Raw genomic sequence first — 23,312 nt, forward strand, 5'->3', positions numbered from 1 at the left:
TTCAGCCCTCCACCTCGGCCACGAACTGGCGCTCGCTCACAGAGAAACGCACCCGCTTGATGGGCTCACCGGCCGAGAGACGCTGCAGCAGTTGCAGGGAGACTGGCGGCAGCAGGGCACCGTCGATGACGGATTCCAGCATGCGGGCCCCGTTCTCGCTGCGATTGGCGCGGCGCAGTATCTCCTCAGCCACCTCGTCCTCCAGCACCACCTCGGCACCGAAACGCTCCTTGAGCAGCTTGACCAGTCGGTTGAGTTTGCCACCCACGATCTGCACCAGCGTATCGTGACCCAGCGGCAGATAGGGGATCACTTCCATCCGTGCCAGCAGGGCCGGCTTGAAGAAGGCGGCCAGCTCCGGATACAGCGCATTGAGCAGCTCGTCGGGCTGCTCGGCGTAATCGACTATGGTCTGGAAGCCGAGGTTGGAGGTGAGGAAGAAGACCACGTTCTTGCAGTCGATGATGCGCCCTTCCCCGTCGGCCAGCTCGCCTTTGTCAAACGCTTGATAGAAGAGGTTGAGCACGTCCGGATGGGCTTTTTCCACCTCGTCCAGCAGCACCACCGAATAGGGCTTCTGACGAATGGCCTCGGTCAGCACGCCCCCTTCGCCAAAGCCGACATAGCCGGGAGGTGAACCAATGAGGCGGGAGACAGTGTGTTTTTCCTGGTACTCGGACATGTTGATGGTGGTCAGATACTGGCGACCGCCAAACATCAGCTCGGCAATCTGCAGCACGGTTTCGGTCTTGCCGACTCCGCTCGGTCCCACCAGCAGGAAGGCTCCCAGCGGACGGCCCGGGCGGCGCAAGTCGGCGCGGGCCGTGAGCAGGTGCTTGTGCAGATGGGCCACCGCCACATCCTGCCCCTTGATAAGCTCGCCCAAGTACTCCGGCAGACGGGTCACCACGTCCAGCTCCCCTTGCGAGATGCGATTAAGCGGCACTCCGGTCCACTCGGCGATCACGGCCGCCACCTGGGTTTTGTCGACATGGGCCGAGACCAGCACCTCACCCTGTTGCAGCTCGGCCAGCTCGCGCTCAAGCCCGGCCAGCTGCTCGGCGGCCGCTTGCGGATCCAGAGGCGCATCAGCGAGATCCAGCGCCTCTCTGGTCAGCATCTCATCCTGCTGATCGGCGAGCAGGGCGGCGCGCAGCTCGACAATCTTATGCACCAGCCCCTGTTGTTGTTGCCACTTGGCTTCCTGCTCGCGCAGGGCATCACGGCTGGTCTGTTGGGCAGACTGCAGCTCGGCCAGTCGCTCTGTGTTGTCACCCAGCCCGATCAGGCTCTGGCGCTCCAGCTGGCGGATCTCCAGCTCACGCTGACGCAACGCGTTTTGCAAATGACTGACGGCACGCGGCGGCGTAGTCAGGTTGATGGCCACCCGGGCACAGGCGGTATCGAGCACGTCGATCGCCTTGTCCGGCAACTGGCGACCTGAAATATAACGGGCGGAAAGCTGGGCAGCGGCTTGCAGCGCCTCTTCGTCGATCAGCACACCATGGGCCTTCTCGTAGATGCTGCGCAGGCCGCGCAGGATCACGGTAGCCTCATCGGCATTGGGCTCGCCCACCTTCACCAGCTGGAAGCGGCGCGAGAGGGCGGCATCTTTCTCCACGTATTTCTTGTACTCACCCCAGGTGGTGGCGGCTATGGTACGCAGCTCGCCCCGGGCCAGCGCCGGCTTGATCAGGTTGGAGACATCCAGCCCACCGGCCTGATTGCCAGCCCCGATCAGGGTGTGGGCCTCATCGATAAAGAGGATGATAGGACGCACCGAATCCTTGACCTCCTGCATTACCCCCTTGAAGCGCTTCTCGAACTCCCCCTTGACCGACGCACCGGCCTGCATGGCACCAAGGTCGAGCGTCATCAGCTCCACCTCGCGCAATTTTTCAGGCACCTGATCCGCCACGATGCGCAGCGCCAATCCCTCTATGAGTGCGCTCTTGCCGACACCGGCCTCCCCCACGACGATGGGGTTGTTCTTGCGGCGCCGCGACAGGATGTCGATCATGAGATCGATTTCGTGATCCCGACACAAAACTGGGTCCAGACGGCCCTGGCGTGCCTGCTCGGTCACGTTGATAGTAAAGCGGGCCAGCAGGCTGGCATCGGCTGGCAGGGCGGCCTGAGTTGAGGTGCCGTTTGTAGAAACAGTAACTTGGGTCTCGGCGGACTCTTTCACCCACTCGTCAAACTGCTGGCGCAGCAGCTCGCGGTTGACGTTGGCCAGCAGCCGGGTCACAGAGCCTGGCAGGTAACGCTGGGGAGTCATCAAGAGCACCAGCAGCATGACGCCGCTGCGCAATTGGGCGTGCTGCAGCTCGGCGGAAGCCAGCAGCCAGCTGTCTTGCAACCACTCCACCAGGAGCGGCGAGAAGGAGGGGTAACCCTGGGCATAACCACTGTCTGCACCGGCAGGCTGAAGCAGGGTTTTGAGCTCGTCGACCCCGACGTCGGCCCGCTTGAGGATCTGGCGCACATCACTGAGTGGTGTCTCCAGCATTTTGAGCAGCAGGTGCTCGATGCGGATCTCCGCCCCCTGATGGTTGACGCAGAGGGCCGCAGCCTCCTCCAGCATGTGACGACAGATGGGGTTGAGTCTTTCCACCAGTACGGGTAGCTCTATACGAATCAAGGCGTGCTCTCCTCAGAATAATTATTTTAATAATTCGCCCAGTTGACGCAGTACGTCCTGGGTCTGGTTATTGAGTTGGTGATGATAGAGGCCAAAGATAATGGCCAGGATCAGCGTGCCCCCCATGAACAGGCTGCGCAGGGAAATCTGCTTGCGCAGTCTGTAACGGGAAGCCTGACGACCGAGATCGAGGTGAAAGACGCTGGGGGCTTCACCGCTTGTCTCGGGGGCCAGCTGCTTGTGCAACTGTTTGACGATGCGCTCGAACTCATCCCGCCCCTTGCTCATCACCTTGTAGCGTCCCTCGAAACCGAGACACAGGCACAGATAGATGAACTCCAGGATGTCGCGATAACGCACCGGGTCTTCCTGCAGACGGGCGAGCAGCACGAACACCTTCTCCCCGCCCCAGGTCTCGTTGTGGAAACGGGTCAGCAAGGAGTGTTCCGACCATTCGCTCTGGCTACCCCAGTCGCGACCCATGACGGCCTCGTCGATGAAAGTGCAGAGGATGTAGCGAAACGACAACACCACACCGTTCTCGTAGCCCTGGGCCATCAGCTCCTGCTCTATGGCCTGGATCTCGGTCACCACCCGCTGGTACAGCTCGGGCACCCGGTCGTAGCGCGACAGCAGGCGCACCCGCTGCACCAGCCCCAGCAAGGGGGTCACCGCATCAATCATGGGGTTGATGCTCTGGCCGCGCAGGCGGAACCAGTAGTCCGAGTCCATGTCCAGCTGCTCGGCATGATCGAACAGCAGATCGCTGAGTTGCTCGTTCTTGATAATGTCCGTGGTCATCTCTGCTTGTTTCCTTGATGCGATCACTGGCTGCGAATGGCCCAGAGCTGCATGTCGAGCTCGGGGAAATCACCGGCGATGTGGAAGGCGAGCGTGTTGCTGACCGCCAGCATCTGCCAGGCCGGGCTTTGCCGATCGAGCTGGAAGTAGCTGTAACCGGCGTGATAGGGCAGCTGGCGCGGCGCCACCGGCAGCGGCAACAACGGAATGCCGGGCAGCTGCAGGCTGATGAGCTCGCGGATCTTGTCGCTGGAGGCAACCTTGGTCTGCTGCAGCAGTTGCTTGCGCAGCTGCTCCTGGGGCATGCGGGCGCGCACCGCCAGCACGAAGTCGGCGCTTTGCATCAGCTCGCTCTCGTTGATCATGGCCACCATGACGCCGTACTGGTGCTTGCGCAGCTGGATGGAGACGGCACGTGGCGACAGCACTGTGCTCAGCGCCTGACGCAGAGCCAGCATCACAGGCTCGAAACTCACCTGCTGATCGTCGTGACGATAGGCGGCAAACTCGGGTGGCAGACGGGACTCATCGGTGAAGGTCATCAGCTCGCCACAGATCTGCACCAGGGCCTCGTGCAACCGTTCCGGATGCAGGGTGCCAAGACGCGCCAGATGGGAAAGCTGGGGCTGAGCGCGGTTGAGCAGTTGCAACATCATGAACTCGGCCACATCGGCGACTCCCTGCTGACCCGGCGCGGCGATACGCTGGGAGAGGCTGCGAGCCCGCTCGGCCACGAGGCCAGCCGACTCGCCGAGGAAGCGCTTGAGGGTCGGGATGGCGGAGACGCTGATGCTGCAGGGCATGAAGTTGGGATCCAGCACCAGACCACCGTCCGGACGCTTGTCCAGAATGCGGGCGATGGCGAGCGAGGCATAGGCGCTGCGATCTTCGCGCTCCAGCATCAGCCGCAGGCTGACTCGCCCCACTTCCAGGGAGACAACATCCCCCCCTTCGCTGTGCAGATCGCGCACATCGTGGCGATGGGCCTGCAAGCGGGTCGCGACCTGGCCGCCCTGATTGACTTCGTTGACCCCGTTCACCGAGAGCGGCAATGCCAGGTAAACCTTCTGGTTGGCGACCGAGGCGTCGGTAATTTCCAGGGGCGCCGGCAGCACATCGTCATTGGGAATATTGAAGACGGTGCCATCGGGCAGTATGCCGGTGGCACCTACCAGGGCGATACGGCCAAACCCCAGGTAGTCCTCGTTGATGGCCAGCGACTGCAAGCCATAGAAATAGTCGCTGAGCGCACTCAGTCTGGCGTGCAGCGCATACTCTGAATGTCTTTGTTGTTGCTGGAAGTGCTGGGGCTTGATGAAGAGCCCCTCACGCCAGATAACCCGATTTCGACTCGACATGGTTATTCTTCTTCTTTTTGCAGTTCTACTTCATCCAGACGCAGATGAACCAGGATTTGATAGGCTCGCCCCATGCTCTTCACCTTGATGACCTTGCGCCACTCGGCGCTGTCCGGATCGGCATAACGGGCAATCACGCCGATGTAGCGGGTCTTCTCATCGAGCTTGATGGGCGGCAGATACTTGAACTGGCCCGGCAGCAGTGTGTAGTCCTGATGATCCAGGTAGTTCTTGCCAAGGGCCTTCTCCACATCCTCGGTCACCTGGTCGTAATCAGTGGCAAGCAGCTTGGAGTCTTCGGCCAGCAACACCACCTGGAACTCGATGGGTGCCGCCTCCCCGCTCTCGTTGGGATTGACATCCCGCTCGGCCAGCAGGCTCAGCCCCAGGGTGGTGGCTTGTTCATCATTGCTGCCCACCTGGATATCCGGGTCCATGGCCACATCGGCCATCTTGCCCATGGTGGTACAGCCTGCCAGGGCCAGCAGACAGGCCCCCAGCATCAGCGCACGTATCATCAAATCAGTCCCTGTTGCTGACGCACGGCCTGGTCGTATGCCTGGGCATAGACCTGATGGAACAGCTTGTCGAACCCCTGCTGACGGGCAGAAGTGAGCTCGCGGTAGTAGTGCTGGTACATGTTCCAGGCCCAGCCTTCGTCGGCTACACCGGGGGCGCCGGTACGGCGGTAGTGCTCGAAACGGCCAATCAGTGCCTCTGGCGAGAAGGCTTGCAATATGCTGTCCAGCGCCGCGCCAATAGCCTGCTGGTTCGCCACATGATGAATGCGCACATTGCGCAGGCTCTCGGCCACGGCCGCAGGCGCCGTCAGGTGCACCGGACTCTTCTGCTCGGCAAACATCACCGCCAGGGTCTCGTCATAGTCGAGGCCAAGGCGCAGCGGGTTGTCTTCAATGGGACGCAGGTGCTTGTCTGCCAGCGCCGCCTGATCGGTTTGCAACTGCAGCAGTCCTTCCACCATGGCGCGCACCGTTTTGCCCATCTCTTCGAGCATGTCGTGAGCCTGCTGGGTATCCTGCAACTGCAGGGACTGACCCAGGCCGCGCATCAAGGGGGTCAGCGCCACGTGGTCCACCCCCTCCAGCGGAGGGTGGTAATCGGGGTGATTCTCTATGGTGGGCATATCCAGAAATTCTTGGTTCATGGTGTTCTCGACAGCAGAAAAAGGGGCAAGGGATACGGCATCCATATCCGGTTGTGAACGCAGTGGTGACGGCTGGCGAGGATCCACCAGCGGGGTCAGCACCGAGCGTTCATGTTGCAGTGCCAGCAAGGGGTCGACTGCGAGGGCGTGTGGATCCTCCATGGCTTGACCGGTCTCCTCCCCGGCAAGCCACTCATCGAGCTGCTCGGAGGGCCGGTTGCCCAGCACCTGGTGCAGGTTCTGCTCGGGGGAAATTGCCCCCAGATAGGCGCGCATCCGGAACGGACCGACGATCAGTTCGTCACCCTGCTCAAGGTGTACCTTGCGGGCCCGCCCTATGGGCGAGGTCGCGCCGTTGATGTAGGTCTGACCGCTCAGATCGCACAGGCAGAAACGGCCATCGTTCAACTCGATCCGGGCGTGGGCTGGCATGACCGAGCCCAACCTGTCACGCAGTTGCCAATCATCCTGCTCTGAGGCACCCAGAGTGCCCCCCATCTCGTCGAAGCGGTACTGCACCTGCTGGCTGCCATCGAGCTGTTCGCTGTTGAGCACCACCAGGGAAAGTTGCTGATTAAAATCGTCCACATTCACTCCTGCACTGATTCCTACACCGAATTTCCTGCGTTTATTCCTGTACACAGATAGTCACAAACGGGTCGCTCGGCGGTTGGCCGAGAAAGGTACTCCACCCCAGGCGCGCACTCTGCTCCTCCCCCAATCGCAACCCCCTGGCCTGCTCCTGGCCAAAGCCGAGTCGCAGATCCCAGGCCAATTGGTCGCGCAGGATGAAGGAGACAAAGGTCACCAGCGCATGGAAGTGTTCCCCGTTCGGGAGAAAACCGAGAAACTGGCCAAAACTCAGGTCATTGATCTTCAATAAAAACTTGCCCGCACAATCGTTCACCTTGTCACCGATGACGAAGTCGCCGCCCAACGTGGCGCAAGCTCCGCCCAGCCGGTTTTGCTGATCCTGATGGATGGGTACCTTGCGCCACTGCCAGGCACTCACTTCCACATCCGCCAGATCGAAACAGTGCGCCACCAGACCGGCCACCACCTCGGGCGAGCGGCTGGGGCTGGCCAACATGCCTGCATAAGAGAGCATCTTGGCGCGATTGACCGGCAGGCTCTGGCAGACGGCCTCATTGCCCAGCCCCACCAGGGCAAACATCAGGCTGGAGAAACCATCCTCGCCGTTGTCCTGAAAGCGCACGTGATAGCGATACTTGCGCCAGATCCTGTGCAGCAGCGTCAGCAGGCGGTTGTGAAAGAAGTCCAGAAACAACCCGAGCTTCTGCTCCCCTTGCGCGTACTCCCACGCCAACGAATCCAGGTAATAACCGGGCATGGGTGACTGGCTGCCGTGCAAGCCGAGAAACGCCACTTCAAGCTCATGGCGACCCTTGCCATCACGCCCCACCTGCAATACATCGCTGGTGGGAAAACCCAGAGACGCGGTCGCCTTGAAGCGGATATTTTCGTCACTCGGCAAATGGTCGAGGCCGCGCTCCTGATCGGCACCGTCCAGCCGGTTGAGCAGTTCAACCAGCTGGAAGAAATTGAAACGGGGCGCGTCCCTGGTGGAGGTCACATCAGGGAGTGCTGACCGATCTGGACTGGCCATTGATAGCGCTCCTTGTTGTCGAGATTGACCACCTCCAGCAGGTGGAAAGCATTGACGCTGGCATACAGGGAGAAAAAGTGAGCCAGCACGGTGCTGAAGAGATAAAGCTCCCCTTCGCTGCCAAAGGCGGATTGGCGAATGGAGAGTACCGACTTGAGCCCCCGCACCGGCATGCCGCGCACCAGCCTGTCCACCGGTTTGGTCTCGATCTCCTCAATCCCCGCCAGTCGCTTGCGCGATGCCTGTTCTGCCTGCTTGTCATGGAGTGCGGGGAAGTCATAGGTGCGCAGCACTTGCACCAGGGCATCCCGACGCAGCAGAGAGACATAGTTGAGCGACAGATTGGAGATGAGGGTCCAGTGCAGACTGCCATCCAGCGCCGGACGCAGCGGCCGGGTCGGCCGGATCAGATTGCGAAAGGTGGCAAAGGAAGGCGAGCTGCCGGTGGGCACACAAATGCTGCCAGCCTTGAGACGGGCAGCTCGGGAGCGGTTGGTGCAGGTGAGCGTGACCGAAATGGATTCGTCCAGCTCGACCGTGGTGGTCTCATCCCCGCGTACAAACGAGAGGTTGTGCTCGAAGCCATCCCCGCTGACCGACTCTTTGACCCGCACCCGGTAATAGAGTGCCAACCTGTGCTTGGCCCGTTCGATCTGGTGCTGAAAACTTTCAAACGGCTGGTAGATACGCGGCGTACCGCGGGAGCGTCCCAGGTTGCCTTCCACCCAGCCCTCGACTTGATCCACCGAGAAAATTTCGAAACTGTCCGCATGGCGATAACTCGCCTTGAGGGGATATTCCGCCTGACGGCCATTGAGGTTGACCGGCTCACTGTCGTGCTGGAACAGGTTGATGGCCGGCACACAGTTGAGCATGAAGGAGTCGGGCCGGATCTTGAGCTCCGCAGGCAAGGGCCTGTCGAAACAGAAATGGAGCTTGAATTCGCTCACCGGCAAGGGTTGTTTCGGCCAGTCGCCGCCGCTGAGTTCAAAGAAGAGGAAGCTTTCCGGGAAGCAGAAATACTCCTGCAAGATCCGGTAGCCGGAATAGACATTGTTCGGATAAGGCAGGAGCGCGTCGTCGCGCTCGAAACCGACCGATTTCAGGGCCTTGGCCTCCTGGCGAAAGCGCTTGCCATCGATCTCCAGCTCGATATGGGAGAGCTGGTTGGCGAGCCAGAAATAGAGCTCATAGGCGGTATAGCTGTCGCCACCGAGGAAGAAACGCAGCTTGTCCAGCTGCAACTCGCAGAGCGGCAAGGGAGCATGCAGGGCAATATCCAGCGAGATGGTGGAGAGATCGTTACCACTTTGCGCCGAGATATGGCGGATATCTGCCGGATAGACCCAGGCATCGTGACAGGTCTGAAAGTGACAGGTCACCTCGTCGATGGGCAGGCTGTCGAGCTGACACCCCTGCTTGACCAGCGCCGGTTGAGCGATGGCCCCCGGAATAACCGAAAACTGCATTATGGTCATGCTGGGTACGGGACGCAGATAGTTGGGCCAGAGCATATTGAGCAGACCATGGGTCAGCTCGGGAAACTCATCCTCGATCTTGGCGCGCAAATTGCCGGTGAGAAACGCGAAGCCTTCCAGCAGGCGCTCCACATCCGGATCGGTATTTTGCTCCGACAGGAAACGGGTGAGCTCGGGATAGGTATCGGCAAATTCGCGCCCTTGCAGGCGCAAAAAAGCCAATTCATCCCTGAAGTAATGTTCCAGCGACATTGATCAGACCATGCGGTAGTGACGGTGACTGTCCATATGGACGTTGAACGAGGTGACCTGCTCGATATGCTCCAGCCTCACGTGGGCCGTCACCTGAAACGACATCTCAAGCGGACTCGCCTGATAGTCGGGTGACCTTACATCCACATGAATGATCCGAGGTTCATAACGACGGATGCACTGCCGGATCGCCTCACGGATCCGCCCCTTGATATCCGCACTGCCCTGAGTAGCGTCATTGAGATCAATGACACCCAGATCGGGCGCGCTGCGGCAATTGCCGGGACGAGTATTGAGAACCTGTTCGAGCTGCCGTTTGACAGATGCGATCAGTTCCTCAGACTCCGTGCGGGGGGAAGAGCTCAGCCCCTCCCCCCGGATACGATCAAACAGACTGGCCGCATTTCCTCTATCCCAGGAAGAGAGATACGGCATCGGGCATTATTCCTTGTCCAGTCGACCTACCAGAGACAGCTCGAAGCTGGCTCCCATGTACTTGAAGTGCGGACGCACAGCCATGGCAACCTGGTACCAACCCGGCTCCCCTTCCACGTCCAGCACCTTGATCTGGGCGGCACGCAATGGGCGACGGCTGCGCACCTCTGCCGGCGGGTTTTCCTGATCCGCGACGAACTGCTTGATCCAGCCGTTCAGTTCACGCTCCAGATCCTGACGCTCCTTCCAGGAGCCGATCTGCTCGCGCTGCAGCACTTTGATGTAGTGCGCTAGGCGGTTGATGATGAACATGTAGGGCAGCTGGGTACCCAGCTTGTAGTTGGTCTCAGCTTCCCGGCCTTCCTTGGTATTGGGGAACACCTTGGGTTTTTGAACCGAGTTGGCGGAGAAGAAGGCTGCATTGTCGCTGTCTTTACGCATGGTCAGGGTGATGAAACCCTCTTCTGACAGCTCATATTCGCGACGATCGGTGATGAGCACTTCGGTCGGGATCTTGGCTTGCAGCTGACCCATGGCCTCGTAGACATGTACCGGCAGATCGTGGATGGCACCACCGCTCTGCGGACCGATAATGTTCGGACACCAGCGATACTTGGCAAAGCTGTCGGTCAGGGAGGTGCCCATCAGATACGCGGTATTGCCCCACAGGTAGTGGTCGTGATCCGAGCTGATGTCTTCCTGATAGTTGAAACCCTTGATGGGATTCTCGGTCGGATCGTACGGCAGACGCGCCAGAAAACGCGGTGCGGTCAGCCCCAGATAGCGAGCATCTTCCGATTCGCGCAGTGCGCGCCACTTGGTGTAGGACGGGCCTTCGAAAACAGACTTGAGATCCTTGATGGAGGACAAGTCCGTGAAGTTGTCGACCCCAAAGAAGGCGGGTGCTACCGAGGAGATAAAGGGGGCATGCGCCATGGCGCCAACGGCACTGACATACTGCATCAACTTGATGTCGGGTGAGCTGTGGGTGAAAGCATAATCACCTATCACGGCACCGACGGGCTGGCCACCGAACTGGCCATAACCACTGGAATAAACATGCTTGTAGAGGCCGGACTGGGTGATCTCGGGGGAGAACTCGAAATCTTCCAGCAACTCTTCCTTGGTCGCATGCAGTACCTGGATCTTGATGTTTTCACGAAAATCAGTGCGATCCACCAGCAGCTTGAGTGAACGCCAGGAAGATTCCATCTCCTGCAATTCTTTGGCGTGCAGGATGACGTCCATCTGTTTGCTCAGCTTCTTGTCGAGTTCGACAATCATGCTGTCTACCAACGCCTTGTTGACAGGATCGCTGGTGGTACCGTTATCAAGAATATTGGCGATCAAGGCGGCAACGCCTTGTTTGGCAACACTGTAACCCTCATCAACCGGGCTGATACGGGCCTGCGCCATGATTTCGTCCAGCAAGGACGGGGAGGCGGTATTGGCCCCCGCTTGAACCTGTTCTTCGACCAAAGACATGTTGTTTTCCTTTCTCGTCAATCAATCCAACCTACCGATCACTCGGCAGGCTTAATCAAATCCAGCTCCTTGAGCAGTTGCTCACGAGCTTCATCACTGGACAGCAGGTCCTGCAAACGATTGCGGAAGGAGGGAATGTTTCCCAGCGGTCCCTTCAGGGCAACCAGCGCCTCACGCAGTTCCAGCAGCTTGCGCAGTTCGGGTACCTGCTGGGCCACGCTGTCAGGGGTGAAGTCATCCAGTGACTGGATCTTGATCGAAACCGGCATCTCCTCCTGGCTGTTCTCCTCCAGGCGGTTGGGAACGTAAAAATTCAGTTCCAGTGCAGATTCTTTCATGACGGAAGAAAAGTTGTTCTTGTCGATGGAGACGGTCTGACGCTCCTCGATAGGGGTTTCTTCGGTACGGCCTTTCATATTGCCTACCACCATCATGGTCAGCGGAAGTTCAACTTCTCCCTGCTGCCCACCGGTTGCCGGCACATATTTGATATTGATGCGTTCTTTGGGCGCAACAGTGGCGCCATCGATACTCTTTCCCATGCTCTAAATACCAAGTTGTGGATCTGCCAAGACCCAAAAGCTTATAGCCGATGGATTAACCAACAACTGTCAAAAATGACAGTTGACTGTGTTGCTGAATAGCGACACGCGACTCCATAGGCCGACTGATATGTTTTTGATACAAAAAGAGCAGAGACTCTAATAATCAAAAACACAATATACACCTTGTTATCTATACAACCCGATTATGCCTCTGCTCTTTGTCAGAGGTCATGTTGGCTTAAAGTGCCAATTGCGGAGAATGGTATATTCATCCATTCAGCAACGTCAATAAGACATGATTAAAATAAAATATTTACGTTAAAAAACAAATACTTACGAACTACCACTGAAAAAAACAAAAAATATTAAAACCTATATGCAAGATGAAACAAAAGATATTCGAGATGACTATTATAAAAGAACATCCAATAAAGCAATGACGACGCGACAGGTATTGACGCCAAGCACCTGTTGCTGCGTCAACCCTTGTCACATATGTTCATTCACTCATTTTAAAACTCATCTGACACAGGAATTACCAATGGAAGGGTAAAAAGATACGTTAAAACAAAATGAATATAATAAGAGGTGACACTCAACCCCCAGATGACAGGCATATGATTTACAACGCTTTTAATAAAAAATTCATTCGATTAAATCGCGCCTTTCAACTTAACGAACCAGTGCTGCGCCAGTTTCTGACCGGTACTCTTCTCTTTTTCTGTCATCCCCTTTTCCAGCTCATCGCGCGCCTTGGTTGCATCACTATTACCATCCGTTGCAGCAAGCAAGTACCATGCATAAGCATGCAATCTGTTACGTGGTGCTCCCCACCCTTGCTCACGCATTATCCCCATACGATATTGCGCGTTTCTGTGATTGGCATTGGCTGCCAGTCGATACTGCTGCAGTGCCTGACTGTAATCCTCCTTGCCGCCCAACCCCAGTCGCAGCATCTCGGCATAAGCGTACCGGGCATCGACATTGCCTTGTTGGGCTGCCTGCGCAAAACTCTGACGGGCTGAGGCCAGCTCCCCCCGTTCTTGTTGCAGCTCCGCCAATGCAACTTGTGCCTGACTGAACCCTCCCTGGGCCGCCAGCGTCAACCAATGCTCACGTGAAACAACATCGGTCTGCAGCAAGCTCAACTGATATTCAGCCTCATGGGAACCACGACCAGCCGCCAGCTCCAGCCAATATCGACCCAGCGCAAGATCCTGAGCTACCAGATCGCCGGCCTGATAGGCCAATCCCAACCACAACTGGGCAGGCGCAGAACCCGCGTTAGCAGCACGCTGATAGGCAGTAAATGCCTCTGCCGAACTTGCCTGGCGAGCAAGCACCAGCAAGGCGTCCGGTTGCTGCTGGGCGGCAGCCTTCTCAAACCAGCGCTGGGCAATATCGGATCGCTTGTTTACCCCCTTCCCCTGCTCGTAACGCAGCCCGAGTTGGTACTGAGCGTCACGATTGCCCTGCTCGGCCGCTTTTTCCAGCCATTTGATGGCCTCTGTATCGGCACCTGACTGCTTGGCATACCACTGCCCCAGGATCAGTTGCGCTTGGGCATGATCCTGTTTGGCCGCCTGTTCGAACCAGTCGAGACACTCGCTGACCAATTTGCCTTTATGGTGGAGCTGGCAATCCATTCCCAGCTGATAACTGGCCTCACGATTACCCAGTTTGGCCGCACGTTGCCACCAGTCATTGGCCAACGTTAGGCTCTTCGGCTCACCCAGGCCGGACTGATACCAGCGACCCACCTGCAACGCCGCTTCACCCCGAATATCGCTATCCGCCGCCAAGGGGCCAGATTGCTGCGCCGCCTGCTTCATCCAGCGCATCGCCTCGGGATAATCAGGCTTGGCCGCCAAACGCTTGGCCAGTTCATACTGGGCTTTGCCATGGCCCTGTTGGGCTGTTTGAGATAGCTCTGACTCAGTGAGTGATGTAGTTGTGGTACAGGCGGTTAACCAGCTGCTCGCCAGTGCAAGCCATAAAATTCGATGGTTCATGGTTTCTATCTACGATAAGTGAAATTAATGGATTGATGGACGATGGCCATTCTACAGGCTTGCCCGTTATGCTGTGCCGCTACCCGATTTCGACCGATGTGCATATTTAAAAGCCTGTGGCCAAGCGCCATCATCGATCTGTTTTGGTCACAGCTGAACTGTATTTCACGGCCATCTGGCAGATATTATTGAGCAAGGGCTCCATGGCATCGCGCTCATAGAGGGTAACCAGCCTGGTGTCCGGCTTGCCAAACTCCACCTTCTCACTCAAGTGACCGTTGGGGTTGAGCTGTAAGCAGTCGTGCGGCCATCAACGCCGGTTTACGTGCCACCAAACCATTGGGGAAATAATGAATATGGTGCGGCTCACCTGATGCATCCCAGAGTAATATGCATAGCGCATCTCGCGGCCCAGGTCATACTACTAGGTCGTTCGACCGTCACCTTGCTATAAGCGTCATATTCGAAATGACGGGAACCACCGTCGGACAGGTACACAGCTTGTAGGCGGTCTACGGCACGCACCCACTCACATGTGTCATGTAACCCGTATTTTTGATAGACGAGTCCGATAGACCGACAGTTTTGATGTCTGCCTCAGTATTTTTGATCTTGTAAGAAATTCCCAAGTGTAGCGAGTATTGGGAAAGTGATAACTCGATGGCTAATTAGGGAAACAAATCAACCTTGGACATACCCGACCGTTGACAATCAAATCATTAAATTTTCATTTAAATGAAATAACCTCTGCAATTAACTCCTTCCCATCTTACTCACGAAACATAATTTTTATTTTTTTACAAAAAAAATGAATCAAATAAATTTTATTCACCCCCTTTAAAATCCATATTATCAACATTTAAATAATAGTTATCCCCACCTTCATCGACAAAAACATACCATCCTCCCTCACCATGCAAAAAACGCACATTTTTCATAATCTATCCCTTTCATTTAGTTATGTGCCGTTTACCGCACAGCTTACCTCTGTCTGTCGGGTTGTGTCCTGTTTCCTGGCCCACCGGGGGCTGGCGATGCTTGCGCCATAAAGGCTCGCTCTACTCCAGTCAATGTAGCAAGCTTGGTGTAACCAGGTCAGCAGCGCCATATTAAGTTGCCAGATTCCTTGAACTTGCCAAGAGCAAGTCCTCCCACGGGAGTCCAGAATACCGTTGAGAACGGCATAGTCATCGAGGCGTGGACGGCCACCCATGGCAAATGATGTTGGGGTGGCAGAAGTGGCTGCAAGGATTTCCAGAGCTGCTTACTGATGATTTTTCGTGTCATACCTGCTATGTGGGGATTGGCATCGTTCAAATCAACTCGGTTTTGTAAGCGGCTCTTAATAAAGGGCTAGTCTAGAGTCAGGCTATAATGATACTTATCCGTGAATGCCCGATTACACTGCGCTAATCGAGCCTACTGCACTAAAATGGTATCATCACATTCTGTAATAACTTAGGTTATAATTATATTTAGCCATAATTATGCATAGCTTCACGAAGCAGATCTTTCTCTTCATCAGTATATTTTGACGGGTCGCATTTTCTAACTCTCTCCCAAATAGCTCTAATGGGGATGCCACTATCCTTGTCCCTAAGGATCTCTATGAAAGTCTCATAGCTATCTGTGAAATCATCCTTATGATTTTCTATAAAAATTATTAACTGCTCGCTAAAATACTCACCCTCAGTCATAATCACTCCTTTGGTAAGATATCTATTTCATCAGCCTTTATATAAATAGGCTCTCTTGTATTAGGTACTAATTGTCTAGCCCCACCCTTTCCATACTGTGGATAAGCCTCAGTAAATGGTTCTAGCTCAGGCCCTTCTCCTCCATGACTTTTAGGCACTTTTACCCTTGGAACACCTGATTCATCATATAACTGCAAGGTATCAAACTTGATACGTAAGCGCCCATCACTCCATGACTCTCCAGGGTCTTTTAGGGTCGTGTGTTTCGGTGCTCGAATCTGGAACGCCTCTGTAACCTGATCACCTGTATCTAATTTATCAAAACCAAAGTATGACAGCCGAGCCTCTCCCGTATTAATTGCATCTTGGCCGTATTTATATAATGAGCCATCATCATTTAAATATCTATCATACCGATACCCAGTACTCGGCAAAGTCGAATCCGAGCCACTTGGTCCAACATAAAAGTCAGGTTTACTACCATCAACACTCGGCGGCTCTTCCGGCCCGCCTTGTTGCTTAGGTCGAGCAACCTCATTAACATCAGGACATTGCCCCGGTACATTACTTAACCCTAGCGGATCAACCCAGCCGGTCGGGTTGGGGGCATACTGGTAGTTGTTGAGCCCGCCAGCCAAGCCTATCGGGTCGGGGGTGATAAATCTACCCGTTTCAGGTTGGTAGTAACGGTGACGGTTGTAGTGCAACCCTGTCTCGGCATCATAATACTGACCTTGGAAACGCAAGGGAGTTGCCACCTCAGCAACCTCCTCCCGCCACACATTGCCATAAGCGCGATAACGCACCAGCCAGGCGGTCGCCCCATTGTCGCGGGTCAGCGCCAGCGGGGTGCCGAGATGATCCAGCTGATAGTGGAAAACCTCTGCATCCTGCCCCTCTCCTTCCAGTTGCACCAATGGCTTGAAGCTGCCCGGCTGGTAGATAAAGCTGCGGTATCCGCCATCCCGACGGCTCTCGGCAATCAGGTTGTTGGCCTGCCACAAAAACTCGGTAACCTGTTCGCCAGATGGCCCTTTATGCCCGCTGACTGCTTTACGAATACGGCGGCCAAAGGCATCGTAGTCATAGCGGGCTATGCTGCCATCAGGTAACTCGGCCCGGATAAGTTGATGCTGACAGTCGTAGTGATAGCGGGTGAGCAACGACTGGCCCTTGCCACGTCGCTCTACTGCCAGTCGGCCAAATTCGTCGTACTCAAAATGGCGATCGCCACTAAACAACAGCCGGTTTCCCTGAGTACGCGCCCCATCAAACTGGCCCCCCAGGGTCTGGCTCAACAGATTGCCCGCCGGATCGTGCAGGAACCGTTCGGTCAGTTCACCGCGCACCTCCAGCAACCGATCCAGCGGGTCGTAGCGGTAGTGCTGCTCCCCTTGTACGCTGTCATTGATCTGCAGCAGGTTACCGGTGCTGTCATAGCCGTAACGTCGCTCACGGGCTACCTGCTTGCCCCGCTGCACACGCATCGCGGTCAGGCGCCCCTGCTCGTCATATTCATATTGCTGGGTCAGCGCCCCCTGGCTGCGGCGCATCTCGAGCCCACCCACCATCTGGTGGCGGGTCAGCTCGCTCCCATTAAGATCGATGCCGCTTAATGTGCCGTGCTGATAGAGGTAATCGAGCTGATTGCCATCCGGCAACTGCCAATGAACAAGCTGCCCCATGGCATCGTGCTTGAAATAGCTGGAAGCCCAGCCCTGGTGCTCCGCTACCAGATTGCCGCCGGTGTCATATTCAAAGGCCAATGGCCAAGCGCCATCATCAACCTGGGTCAACTGGCCATATTGGTCATAGCTAAACTGAATTTCACGACCATCTGGCAGGCATTTTTTGAGCAGGCGCCCCATAGCATCCCGCTCATAGCGAGTCACCAGCTCGGTTTCCTGCTTGCCCAGCTCCATCTTCTCGCTCAGGTGACCATTGAGGTCGTAGCGATAAGCGATGGTGCGGCCATCAAAGCCGGTTTCCCGCGCAACCAGACCATTGGGGTAGTAGTGGATGCGATGCTGCTCGCCGTGCTCGTTTTCGACTTCGCTCAGGAACAACTTGGCATTGTCATAGCGATACTTGAGCTCGCTGCCATCGGGGTTGATGCGACGACTTATCAGATGCAGGCCGGGGTGGTATTCATAGCGGGTCTCGCGGCCCAGCTCGTCCCACTCGGCCGTCACCTTGCCATAGGCGTTGTATTCGAAACGACGGGTACCACCACCAGGCAGGTGTACCACCTGCAAACGGTCGGCGGCATCCCACTCATAACGGGTGATGCCACCACGCGGATCGCGTCGCACGATCTGACGACCACGCTCGTCATAACGCCAACGAGTTAGCGCACCATCGGCCCCCTTCTCCTCGATCAGCTGTCCCTGGCGATTCCAGACAAGTTCGACACGACTGCCATCCGGTTGTACGACCGAACAGAGTTTGCCTTGTGCGGTATAGCCGTAACGAGTCTCACGACCTAGGGGGTCTCTTTTTGTGACCACATTCCCATACTCGTCGCGATCGAAACGCCACTCACGATCCCCTTGCACCACCTTGCGGACACGCCCATCCCAATAGTGATAGGCGGTCTGACTGCCATCCGGAGCTACTTCGAATGCAAGCAATCCTTGCTCGTCGTAGTGGTAGTGGGTTTCACCACCGAGTGCATCACGGGCCAGTACCTTCTGACCCTTGTCGTTGTAGCCAAACTCGGTGACTGCACCGTCAGGATCCTGCTGTCGGACGAGGCGAGCATTGCTGTCATGCTGATACACTTCCAGGCTACCATCCGCATTGCTGACGCTCACCTCCCCCCTGGCATCATCCCAGCGATAGCTGACATCAAAACGGGCGACGTCACTCCAGTGACGGATTGCTCGGGCAACACCCCCCTCTCCTTCCCACTCCCAGAAGAAACCGGCTCCACCCGCGAGACGGCGCTCCAGGATCACTCCATCAGGGCGGTAACGGTAGCGCTCGCACTCACCCACCCCGTTTTCGGCGGTGACCAGATGCCCGGCCTCGTCATAGTAATAACGTTGCAGCGTGGCTTGTGGCTGCCAGTTAATCCCATCGAAATGGTGCAATTCAACGGCAGTAAGAAAGGCTTTTTGATAGACAATCCGAAGAGCCATCCCGGCATCGTTCTCAACCCAGCAGGGGCGACCTTGACGGTCAGGACGAACGATCAGCCGATTGCCATAGACGTCAGACATAGCAGTCAATCGCCCGGCGTTGCCATGCCAGGTGAAATGCAGGAAGGGAGACCCTGCCTTGGCAACGATCACCTCGTCTACCTCATCTCCCAGATAGACGGCTGCTTCTGACAGCAAATTGGTTACCACTGGTCTGGCTAGCGATGGCAAGGGCAACTCGATGGCAAGGGACTCATCGTCCCACCAGGTCAGCGTTTCGCCATGGCGTTCAAGCCGATGGGCCAAAGAGTGGCTCCACCCCCCCCCCATGCTACATGCTTGCTCTACCGCTGAGGTTCGGTAAAGGCGACCGAAGGTAAACGGCAACATGCCGGGCAGATGTGCATCTTCCAGCGTCAGCAACTCCTCCCCTGTCACCATGGAAACCGGGCATTTATTCTTGCAGGTCTGCGCTTCCGGCTGATGGGCTTGGCCGGATGGTGTCTTGGCTTGCTTGGAGACATCAGGTGTTGTTTTGAGTTGCTCTATCTCGGAGTGAGACCGGAATTGGCGCTTGGCAGCAGTGCCCTTCTCAACCAGGGTTTTGGCACTGCCATCCACCAGCTTGAGATCGGCCTTCTTGGCCGGATTAAACTTGGCCGATCCGGCAATCAATACTTTCTTGGCTATCTGGGCATGTTGCGCCAGATTATGTTTTTTGGAGAGGTTGACCAGCGAGGTCACCAGGCGCATCACCCTATCGCTGTTCTTGGCAGCGGAGGCAGCTTTGGCACCATAGCGGGCAGCAAGCCCGGCTCCCCCCGTCAGCACAACGCCAATAATGACGTCGATCAGTACGGAGGAAATCACCTGGGCACCAAACTCGGTCTGCTGATCCGGCGGCAACATCTTGACCCAGCTCACCAGAGCATAGGCATAGAGATAGAGCAGCGCTTCATCCTGTAGCACCAGCATGGCTGCCTCCATCTGAGAGGCGCCGGCCTGGGCCATGGCTGCGGCATCGACGCCAAATTCAGCCAGCTTTTTGGCATTGCCCACCGGATCGGCCAGCAGGTTGTAGATGGTGTTGAGATCGTCCCACACCCCGACGAGTGCCTTGCCAATGCCGCTGGCGGCAGCCAGGGTATGACTGCCAAATCCGTCACCTGCTGCGTTATAACGACTCCAGGCGGCTTTGTGTTCGCTGTTCCACTCCTTGGTGAGCCAGGCTTCGAGGTCTTTTTGTACCGGAACATAGGATGCAAACAAGGCATCAAGATCGCTTTTTTTCACATTGGGGTAAAAGGTCACCCGATAGGACTTGCCCGGTGCAAGGTTGCCAACTTCAGCAATCCCCTTGGCATCCAGCGTTCCCTCCTTGGCTACTGCTTCACTGACAAAGCGCCCACGAACCATCTTGCCCGCTTCCACCTTGTAAGGGGTATCGCCAATGGGAATGAAGCGCACGGACTCAAACATGTGAACCAGCCGCAGGGTGCCGCTCAGTGGGCACTGAGTCACAACGGATTGTACCTTTTTGCTACCCGATGAAGCCGTTATGGTCTTGTCGCCGACCTTGATGGTCTGCTCCATATCCATGCTGAGCATATCGCCAAGAAAGAAGCTCTCGGCATCCTTACGATACTCTTTCAAAGCATTGCGATAATCAGCGAGCACCTGGGTGAAGACAGCCTGGCCGGCATTACTCATACTTGAACCTCTTTGCACAACGCGGCTTCCAGCGCCGGAAATAAATCGATATCAGTAGATGGGTGACGGGCGATGAAACGGGCAACCTTGAACCGTAAATTGGCCTCGGGAAAGGACCAGTAGAGCTGGCCATTCTGGTCGGCCAACTGCTGCATCAGGTTGTTGACAAGGGGGCTGGTATCTCGCGTTGCCAACATGGCAGCCAGGGTCTGCGGCAAGCTCCACCAAGGAAATGGGCGTGGCACTTCGGGAGTAGAACTCTCCCAGCTGAAAGCCCGGCCACTGACCCACAGTGAACTTAGCTCGGGCAATAGATGGGTAAAACTATCCCCAAGCTGCTCAACAATGGGGGCAAGGTAGGCACCATCCCAGTAGCGAAAGAACACTGTCTCACCTTGATGCCAGATCTGGGTAAGTCCCTGCAAATGGGCATAGAGGGTATGAACAGATTGTGCTGTCGACAGCAAAAATCCCCAGTCACGGGCATCTGTATTAGCAGCCCATTCGATAAAGGCGCTCCCCTCATCCAATTCAACCAGATAGGGCATAACAGGATGCCAATCCTCATAGGCAGTGCCGAGATACAAACCACGGGGAGTACTGCGACCATCCAGCTGATAGTAATGCTGCACAGGGGCAGCATCACTGGCACCTGCCAAGACGGCATACAGGGGGGTCAATCGAGGTAGTGCAACCCATTCGGCTAATGACATGGCCTCAGATTTCACAGCTGCCCTCCTTGCACTTCTCGCACTCTTCGCAGAAAGGAGCCGCACTCTTCATTGTGGCAAGCTGGGCTGGGCTAAGGGGTACCTTGGGGGGGGGAGGCACAGCAACACCGTTGGGACCAATAGGGGATTTCCCCGCCCAGCCAGCACCTGAACTAGGGCTGCCACCCGAGTTCATCTTGATGGTGGGGCCGACCAGAGTAACGCCGCCACCATCGACCTTGATAAAACAGCCGCCCACCTTGACGGTGATCTCAGATCCCGCCTCCAATACCACTTTGGCGCCGGCCTTGACGTGCACTTCCTGCCCTGCCTGGGTGAGCCAGCTCTGCCCCAGTTTCTGGTGCATGGATGCATCGACGGTCAGCGACAGGTCACCCTTGATATGGTCCCGCTTCTCCCCCTCCACGCTCAAATGGTCGTTGGCCTTGATGCGAGTGACTCGCTCATTGTCGATATCTGTGTGTTGGTCGTGCTTGATATGCCAGGCCGCATCATTTTCGATGAGTACGTTCAGGTCTTTCTGGCCGTGGATATAAATCTCTTCCTGCCCTGCCTGGTCTTCAAAGCGCAGTTCGTTGAAGCCCTCACCCTGATGGGTTTCGGTGCGCAGCACGGTACGGGTCTTGTTGGCAGGCAAGTCGTAGGGCGGACGGTTGGTGGCGTGGAAGGTGCGACCGGTGACGATAGGCTGGTCGGGGTCCCCTTCCAAAAATGAAACGATAACTTCATGGCCGATACGGGGGATGGCCATCATGCCGTATTGGCCACCCGCCCAGCCCTGACTGACACGCACCCAGCAGGAGCTCTGGTCGTTCGAGCTGCCATATCTGTCCCACGGGAATTGCAGTTTCACCCGGCCGTGTTCGTCGCAGTAAATCTCTTCCCCCTCGGGGCCCACCACGATGGCAATTTGCGGGCCGTCCACCATGGGCTTGTGCGGCGCTTGTGGGCTGCCAATGCGGGCACGCCAGGTGGTCGCAGCTTTGACCACCCCAAACTCGTTGTGGTAGACGGTCGGACCGCTGCCCCCCTCCTCTTCCAGCGCCTGTGGCTGCAAGCCGGTGTGGCTGATGCGCACGATTTGCCAGTCGGTATTCAGATTGCCGTTCGGGTGCTCGGTCAGCGAGAAAAACTGGCCCGGCAGCAGGGCCGCGCTGTTGGACTTGCCGCTGCCTGCCACTGCATCGTTGCGCAGCGCATCGAGTCGGTGCTGGGCAAACGCCTTGCCGCTCGGGTCCTGCTTGTAGCGACCGGGAAAGTCAAAGTGCTGATAGGTATCGCGCTGATGCTCCAGTTCGCTGCCCTGCTTTTTGTGGGAGAGCCCGTAGGCCGGGGTTTTGAAGCTGTAGTCCTTGAGCTCCACATCGCTCGGGCGCACCGCCTCGCGGTAGTGAAACTGGCGTACATAAGGGCCTTGCTCCAGCGAGCGGTTGCCAAGATTGAAAAAGAGCTCGGGGCCAGCTGTCAATGCAGCCGCGTCGTCGGCAAACACGATGCGGTGCTTGCCTGCGTCGAACTCATGGAAATAGAAGAGCCCCTCTTCGGCGGCGAGCCGGTTGACGAACGCAAGGTCGGTTTCCCGGTACTGCACGCAGAATTCCCGCTTGGCGTGCTCATTCTTGAGGGCAAAGGCGTAGTCGGTAATGCCGTGCTCTTGCAGCAGGATGGAGAGGATTTCATCGGGTTTTTGCGCCTGGAAGATGCGGGAGTTCTGGCGAAGACCAAGCCGCCACAACGCCGGCTGCACCCGCAGCTGATAGCGGGTACGGCGAAAGCCGCTATCCCCTTGCGCAAAGTCACTCACTACCCCACACACCCGCCGCTGCAGCTCGCCGTTGTACCACACCATGATCTCGCACGGCTGGTCCAGCACATCGGCAAAATCGACATCCGGCTGAGGGCTGGCCAATTCCAACCGCAACTGGAACGGGCTATTCAGCGCCTCTTCCAGCGCAAACTCGGCCACCACGAAAGTGCTCTCGGGCAGCGCCCCTACCTTGACGGTAAATTGTAATCCTGTGCTGTCTGCCATCGGTGAGCGCCTCTGAGATATGGTGCAGCCCCGTACATTCGGGGGCTTTTCAAACTGTGTGAGAGATCCGCCATCGCCCTGGTTTTTCTGACACCATGGCTACCGCACGCCCTTGACGGCGTGCGACAAGACGTGAATTCGGTTTTTTTCTTGTACCCACTCGAAAAGAGCAAACGGGTACAAGAAAAACTCGGGGCGGT

At 56.7% G+C, this 23,312-nt stretch carries 15 protein-coding genes; all 15 read right to left on the bottom strand.

Features of this window, described 5'->3' with window-relative positions; translation table 11 throughout:
• Window position 1: 1 nt before the first annotated feature.
• The 15 genes from tssH to ONZ54_RS13675 all read right to left on the bottom strand — a co-directional run bounded on the left by tssH (window position 2) and on the right by ONZ54_RS13675 (window position 23,112).
• Entirely contained in the window at window positions 2-2,644 is a 2,643-nt protein-coding gene (gene tssH, locus ONZ54_RS13600; protein ID WP_271786424.1) for a type VI secretion system ATPase TssH, read from the bottom strand.
• Window positions 2,645-2,665: 21 nt separating this feature from the next.
• A complete protein-coding gene (icmH, locus tag ONZ54_RS13605; protein ID WP_059112428.1) occupies window positions 2,666-3,445 on the bottom strand; it encodes a type IVB secretion system protein IcmH/DotU in 780 nt (259 codons plus the stop codon).
• Window positions 3,446-3,468: 23 nt separating this feature from the next.
• Window positions 3,469-4,803 (bottom strand): type VI secretion system baseplate subunit TssK, encoded by a 1,335-nt coding sequence (gene tssK, locus ONZ54_RS13610; protein WP_271786425.1) that lies wholly within the window; start codon window positions 4,801-4,803, stop codon window positions 3,469-3,471.
• A gap of 2 nt (window positions 4,804-4,805) precedes the next feature.
• Entirely contained in the window at window positions 4,806-5,321 is a 516-nt protein-coding gene (gene tssJ, locus ONZ54_RS13615) for a type VI secretion system lipoprotein TssJ (RefSeq protein ID WP_005310697.1), read from the bottom strand.
• Window positions 5,321-6,556: a type VI secretion system-associated FHA domain protein TagH gene (tagH, locus tag ONZ54_RS13620; protein WP_271786426.1), complete on the bottom strand. Its 1,236-nt coding sequence runs from the start codon at window positions 6,554-6,556 to the stop codon at window positions 5,321-5,323. The genes tssJ and tagH overlap by 1 nt, the downstream gene beginning before the upstream one ends.
• A 40-nt stretch (window positions 6,557-6,596) precedes the next feature.
• Window positions 6,597-7,595 (bottom strand): type VI secretion system baseplate subunit TssG, encoded by a 999-nt coding sequence (gene tssG, locus ONZ54_RS13625; RefSeq protein WP_271786427.1) that lies wholly within the window; start codon window positions 7,593-7,595, stop codon window positions 6,597-6,599.
• On the bottom strand, window positions 7,559-9,325 hold the full coding sequence (gene tssF / locus ONZ54_RS13630) for a type VI secretion system baseplate subunit TssF (RefSeq protein WP_005310691.1): 1,767 nt from the start codon (window positions 9,323-9,325) through the stop codon (window positions 7,559-7,561). The genes tssG and tssF overlap by 37 nt, the downstream gene beginning before the upstream one ends.
• A gap of 3 nt (window positions 9,326-9,328) precedes the next feature.
• Window positions 9,329-9,760, bottom strand: coding sequence for a type VI secretion system baseplate subunit TssE (gene tssE / locus ONZ54_RS13635; protein ID WP_087755878.1), 432 nt, complete (start codon window positions 9,758-9,760; stop codon window positions 9,329-9,331).
• Between the two features lie 6 nt (window positions 9,761-9,766).
• Entirely contained in the window at window positions 9,767-11,245 is a 1,479-nt protein-coding gene (gene tssC, locus ONZ54_RS13640) for a type VI secretion system contractile sheath large subunit (protein WP_256688174.1), read from the bottom strand.
• 38 nt (window positions 11,246-11,283) lie between these two features.
• Complete coding sequence (gene tssB, locus ONZ54_RS13645) at window positions 11,284-11,787, bottom strand: type VI secretion system contractile sheath small subunit (protein ID WP_111588352.1); 504 nt, start codon at window positions 11,785-11,787, stop codon at window positions 11,284-11,286.
• Window positions 11,788-12,443: 656 nt separating this feature from the next.
• Window positions 12,444-13,802 carry a tetratricopeptide repeat protein gene (locus tag ONZ54_RS13650; RefSeq protein WP_271786428.1) on the bottom strand — a complete coding sequence of 453 codons (1,359 nt, stop codon included), beginning with the start codon at window positions 13,800-13,802 and terminating at the stop codon, window positions 12,444-12,446.
• Window positions 13,803-15,277: 1,475 nt separating this feature from the next.
• The gene (locus ONZ54_RS13660) at window positions 15,278-15,499 is read right to left on the bottom strand and encodes a hypothetical protein (RefSeq protein ID WP_271786429.1); all 222 of its coding nucleotides are present in this window, start codon (window positions 15,497-15,499) and stop codon (window positions 15,278-15,280) included.
• A gap of 2 nt (window positions 15,500-15,501) precedes the next feature.
• A complete protein-coding gene (locus ONZ54_RS13665; RefSeq protein WP_271786430.1) occupies window positions 15,502-20,349 on the bottom strand; it encodes an RHS repeat-associated core domain-containing protein in 4,848 nt (1,615 codons plus the stop codon).
• Window positions 20,346-21,077 carry a DUF4123 domain-containing protein gene (locus ONZ54_RS13670; protein ID WP_271786431.1) on the bottom strand — a complete coding sequence of 244 codons (732 nt, stop codon included), beginning with the start codon at window positions 21,075-21,077 and terminating at the stop codon, window positions 20,346-20,348. The genes ONZ54_RS13665 and ONZ54_RS13670 overlap by 4 nt, the downstream gene beginning before the upstream one ends.
• Complete coding sequence (locus ONZ54_RS13675; RefSeq protein WP_271786432.1) at window positions 21,067-23,112, bottom strand: type VI secretion system Vgr family protein; 2,046 nt, start codon at window positions 23,110-23,112, stop codon at window positions 21,067-21,069. Before ONZ54_RS13675 ends, ONZ54_RS13670 begins: the two co-directional genes overlap by 11 nt.
• Window positions 23,113-23,312 lie beyond the last annotated feature (200 nt).

It is taken from the genome of Aeromonas salmonicida (assembly GCF_028355655.1).
In the GTDB taxonomy this organism is placed as follows: Bacteria; Pseudomonadota; Gammaproteobacteria; order Enterobacterales; family Aeromonadaceae; genus Aeromonas; species Aeromonas salmonicida.

Excerpts from the sequence above, each read along its gene's own strand:
- icmH (WP_059112428.1), bottom strand. The coding sequence starts at position 3,445 with ATGACCACGGACATTATCAAGAACGAGCAACTCAGCGATCTGCTGTTC.
- tssK (WP_271786425.1), bottom strand. The coding sequence starts at position 4,803 with ATGTCGAGTCGAAATCGGGTTATCTGGCGTGAGGGGCTCTTCATCAAG.
- tssJ (WP_005310697.1), bottom strand. The coding sequence starts at position 5,321 with ATGATACGTGCGCTGATGCTGGGGGCCTGTCTGCTGGCCCTGGCAGGC.
- tssG (WP_271786427.1), bottom strand. The coding sequence starts at position 7,595 with ATGGCCAGTCCAGATCGGTCAGCACTCCCTGATGTGACCTCCACCAGG.
- tssF (WP_005310691.1), bottom strand. The coding sequence starts at position 9,325 with ATGTCGCTGGAACATTACTTCAGGGATGAATTGGCTTTTTTGCGCCTG.
- tssE (WP_087755878.1), bottom strand. The coding sequence starts at position 9,760 with ATGCCGTATCTCTCTTCCTGGGATAGAGGAAATGCGGCCAGTCTGTTT.
- tssC (WP_256688174.1), bottom strand. The coding sequence starts at position 11,245 with ATGTCTTTGGTCGAAGAACAGGTTCAAGCGGGGGCCAATACCGCCTCC.
- tssB (WP_111588352.1), bottom strand. The coding sequence starts at position 11,787 with ATGGGAAAGAGTATCGATGGCGCCACTGTTGCGCCCAAAGAACGCATC.
- ONZ54_RS13650 (WP_271786428.1), bottom strand. The coding sequence starts at position 13,802 with ATGAACCATCGAATTTTATGGCTTGCACTGGCGAGCAGCTGGTTAACC.
- ONZ54_RS13660 (WP_271786429.1), bottom strand. The coding sequence starts at position 15,499 with ATGACTGAGGGTGAGTATTTTAGCGAGCAGTTAATAATTTTTATAGAA.
- ONZ54_RS13665 (WP_271786430.1), bottom strand. The coding sequence starts at position 20,349 with ATGAGTAATGCCGGCCAGGCTGTCTTCACCCAGGTGCTCGCTGATTAT.
- ONZ54_RS13675 (WP_271786432.1), bottom strand. The coding sequence starts at position 23,112 with ATGGCAGACAGCACAGGATTACAATTTACCGTCAAGGTAGGGGCGCTG.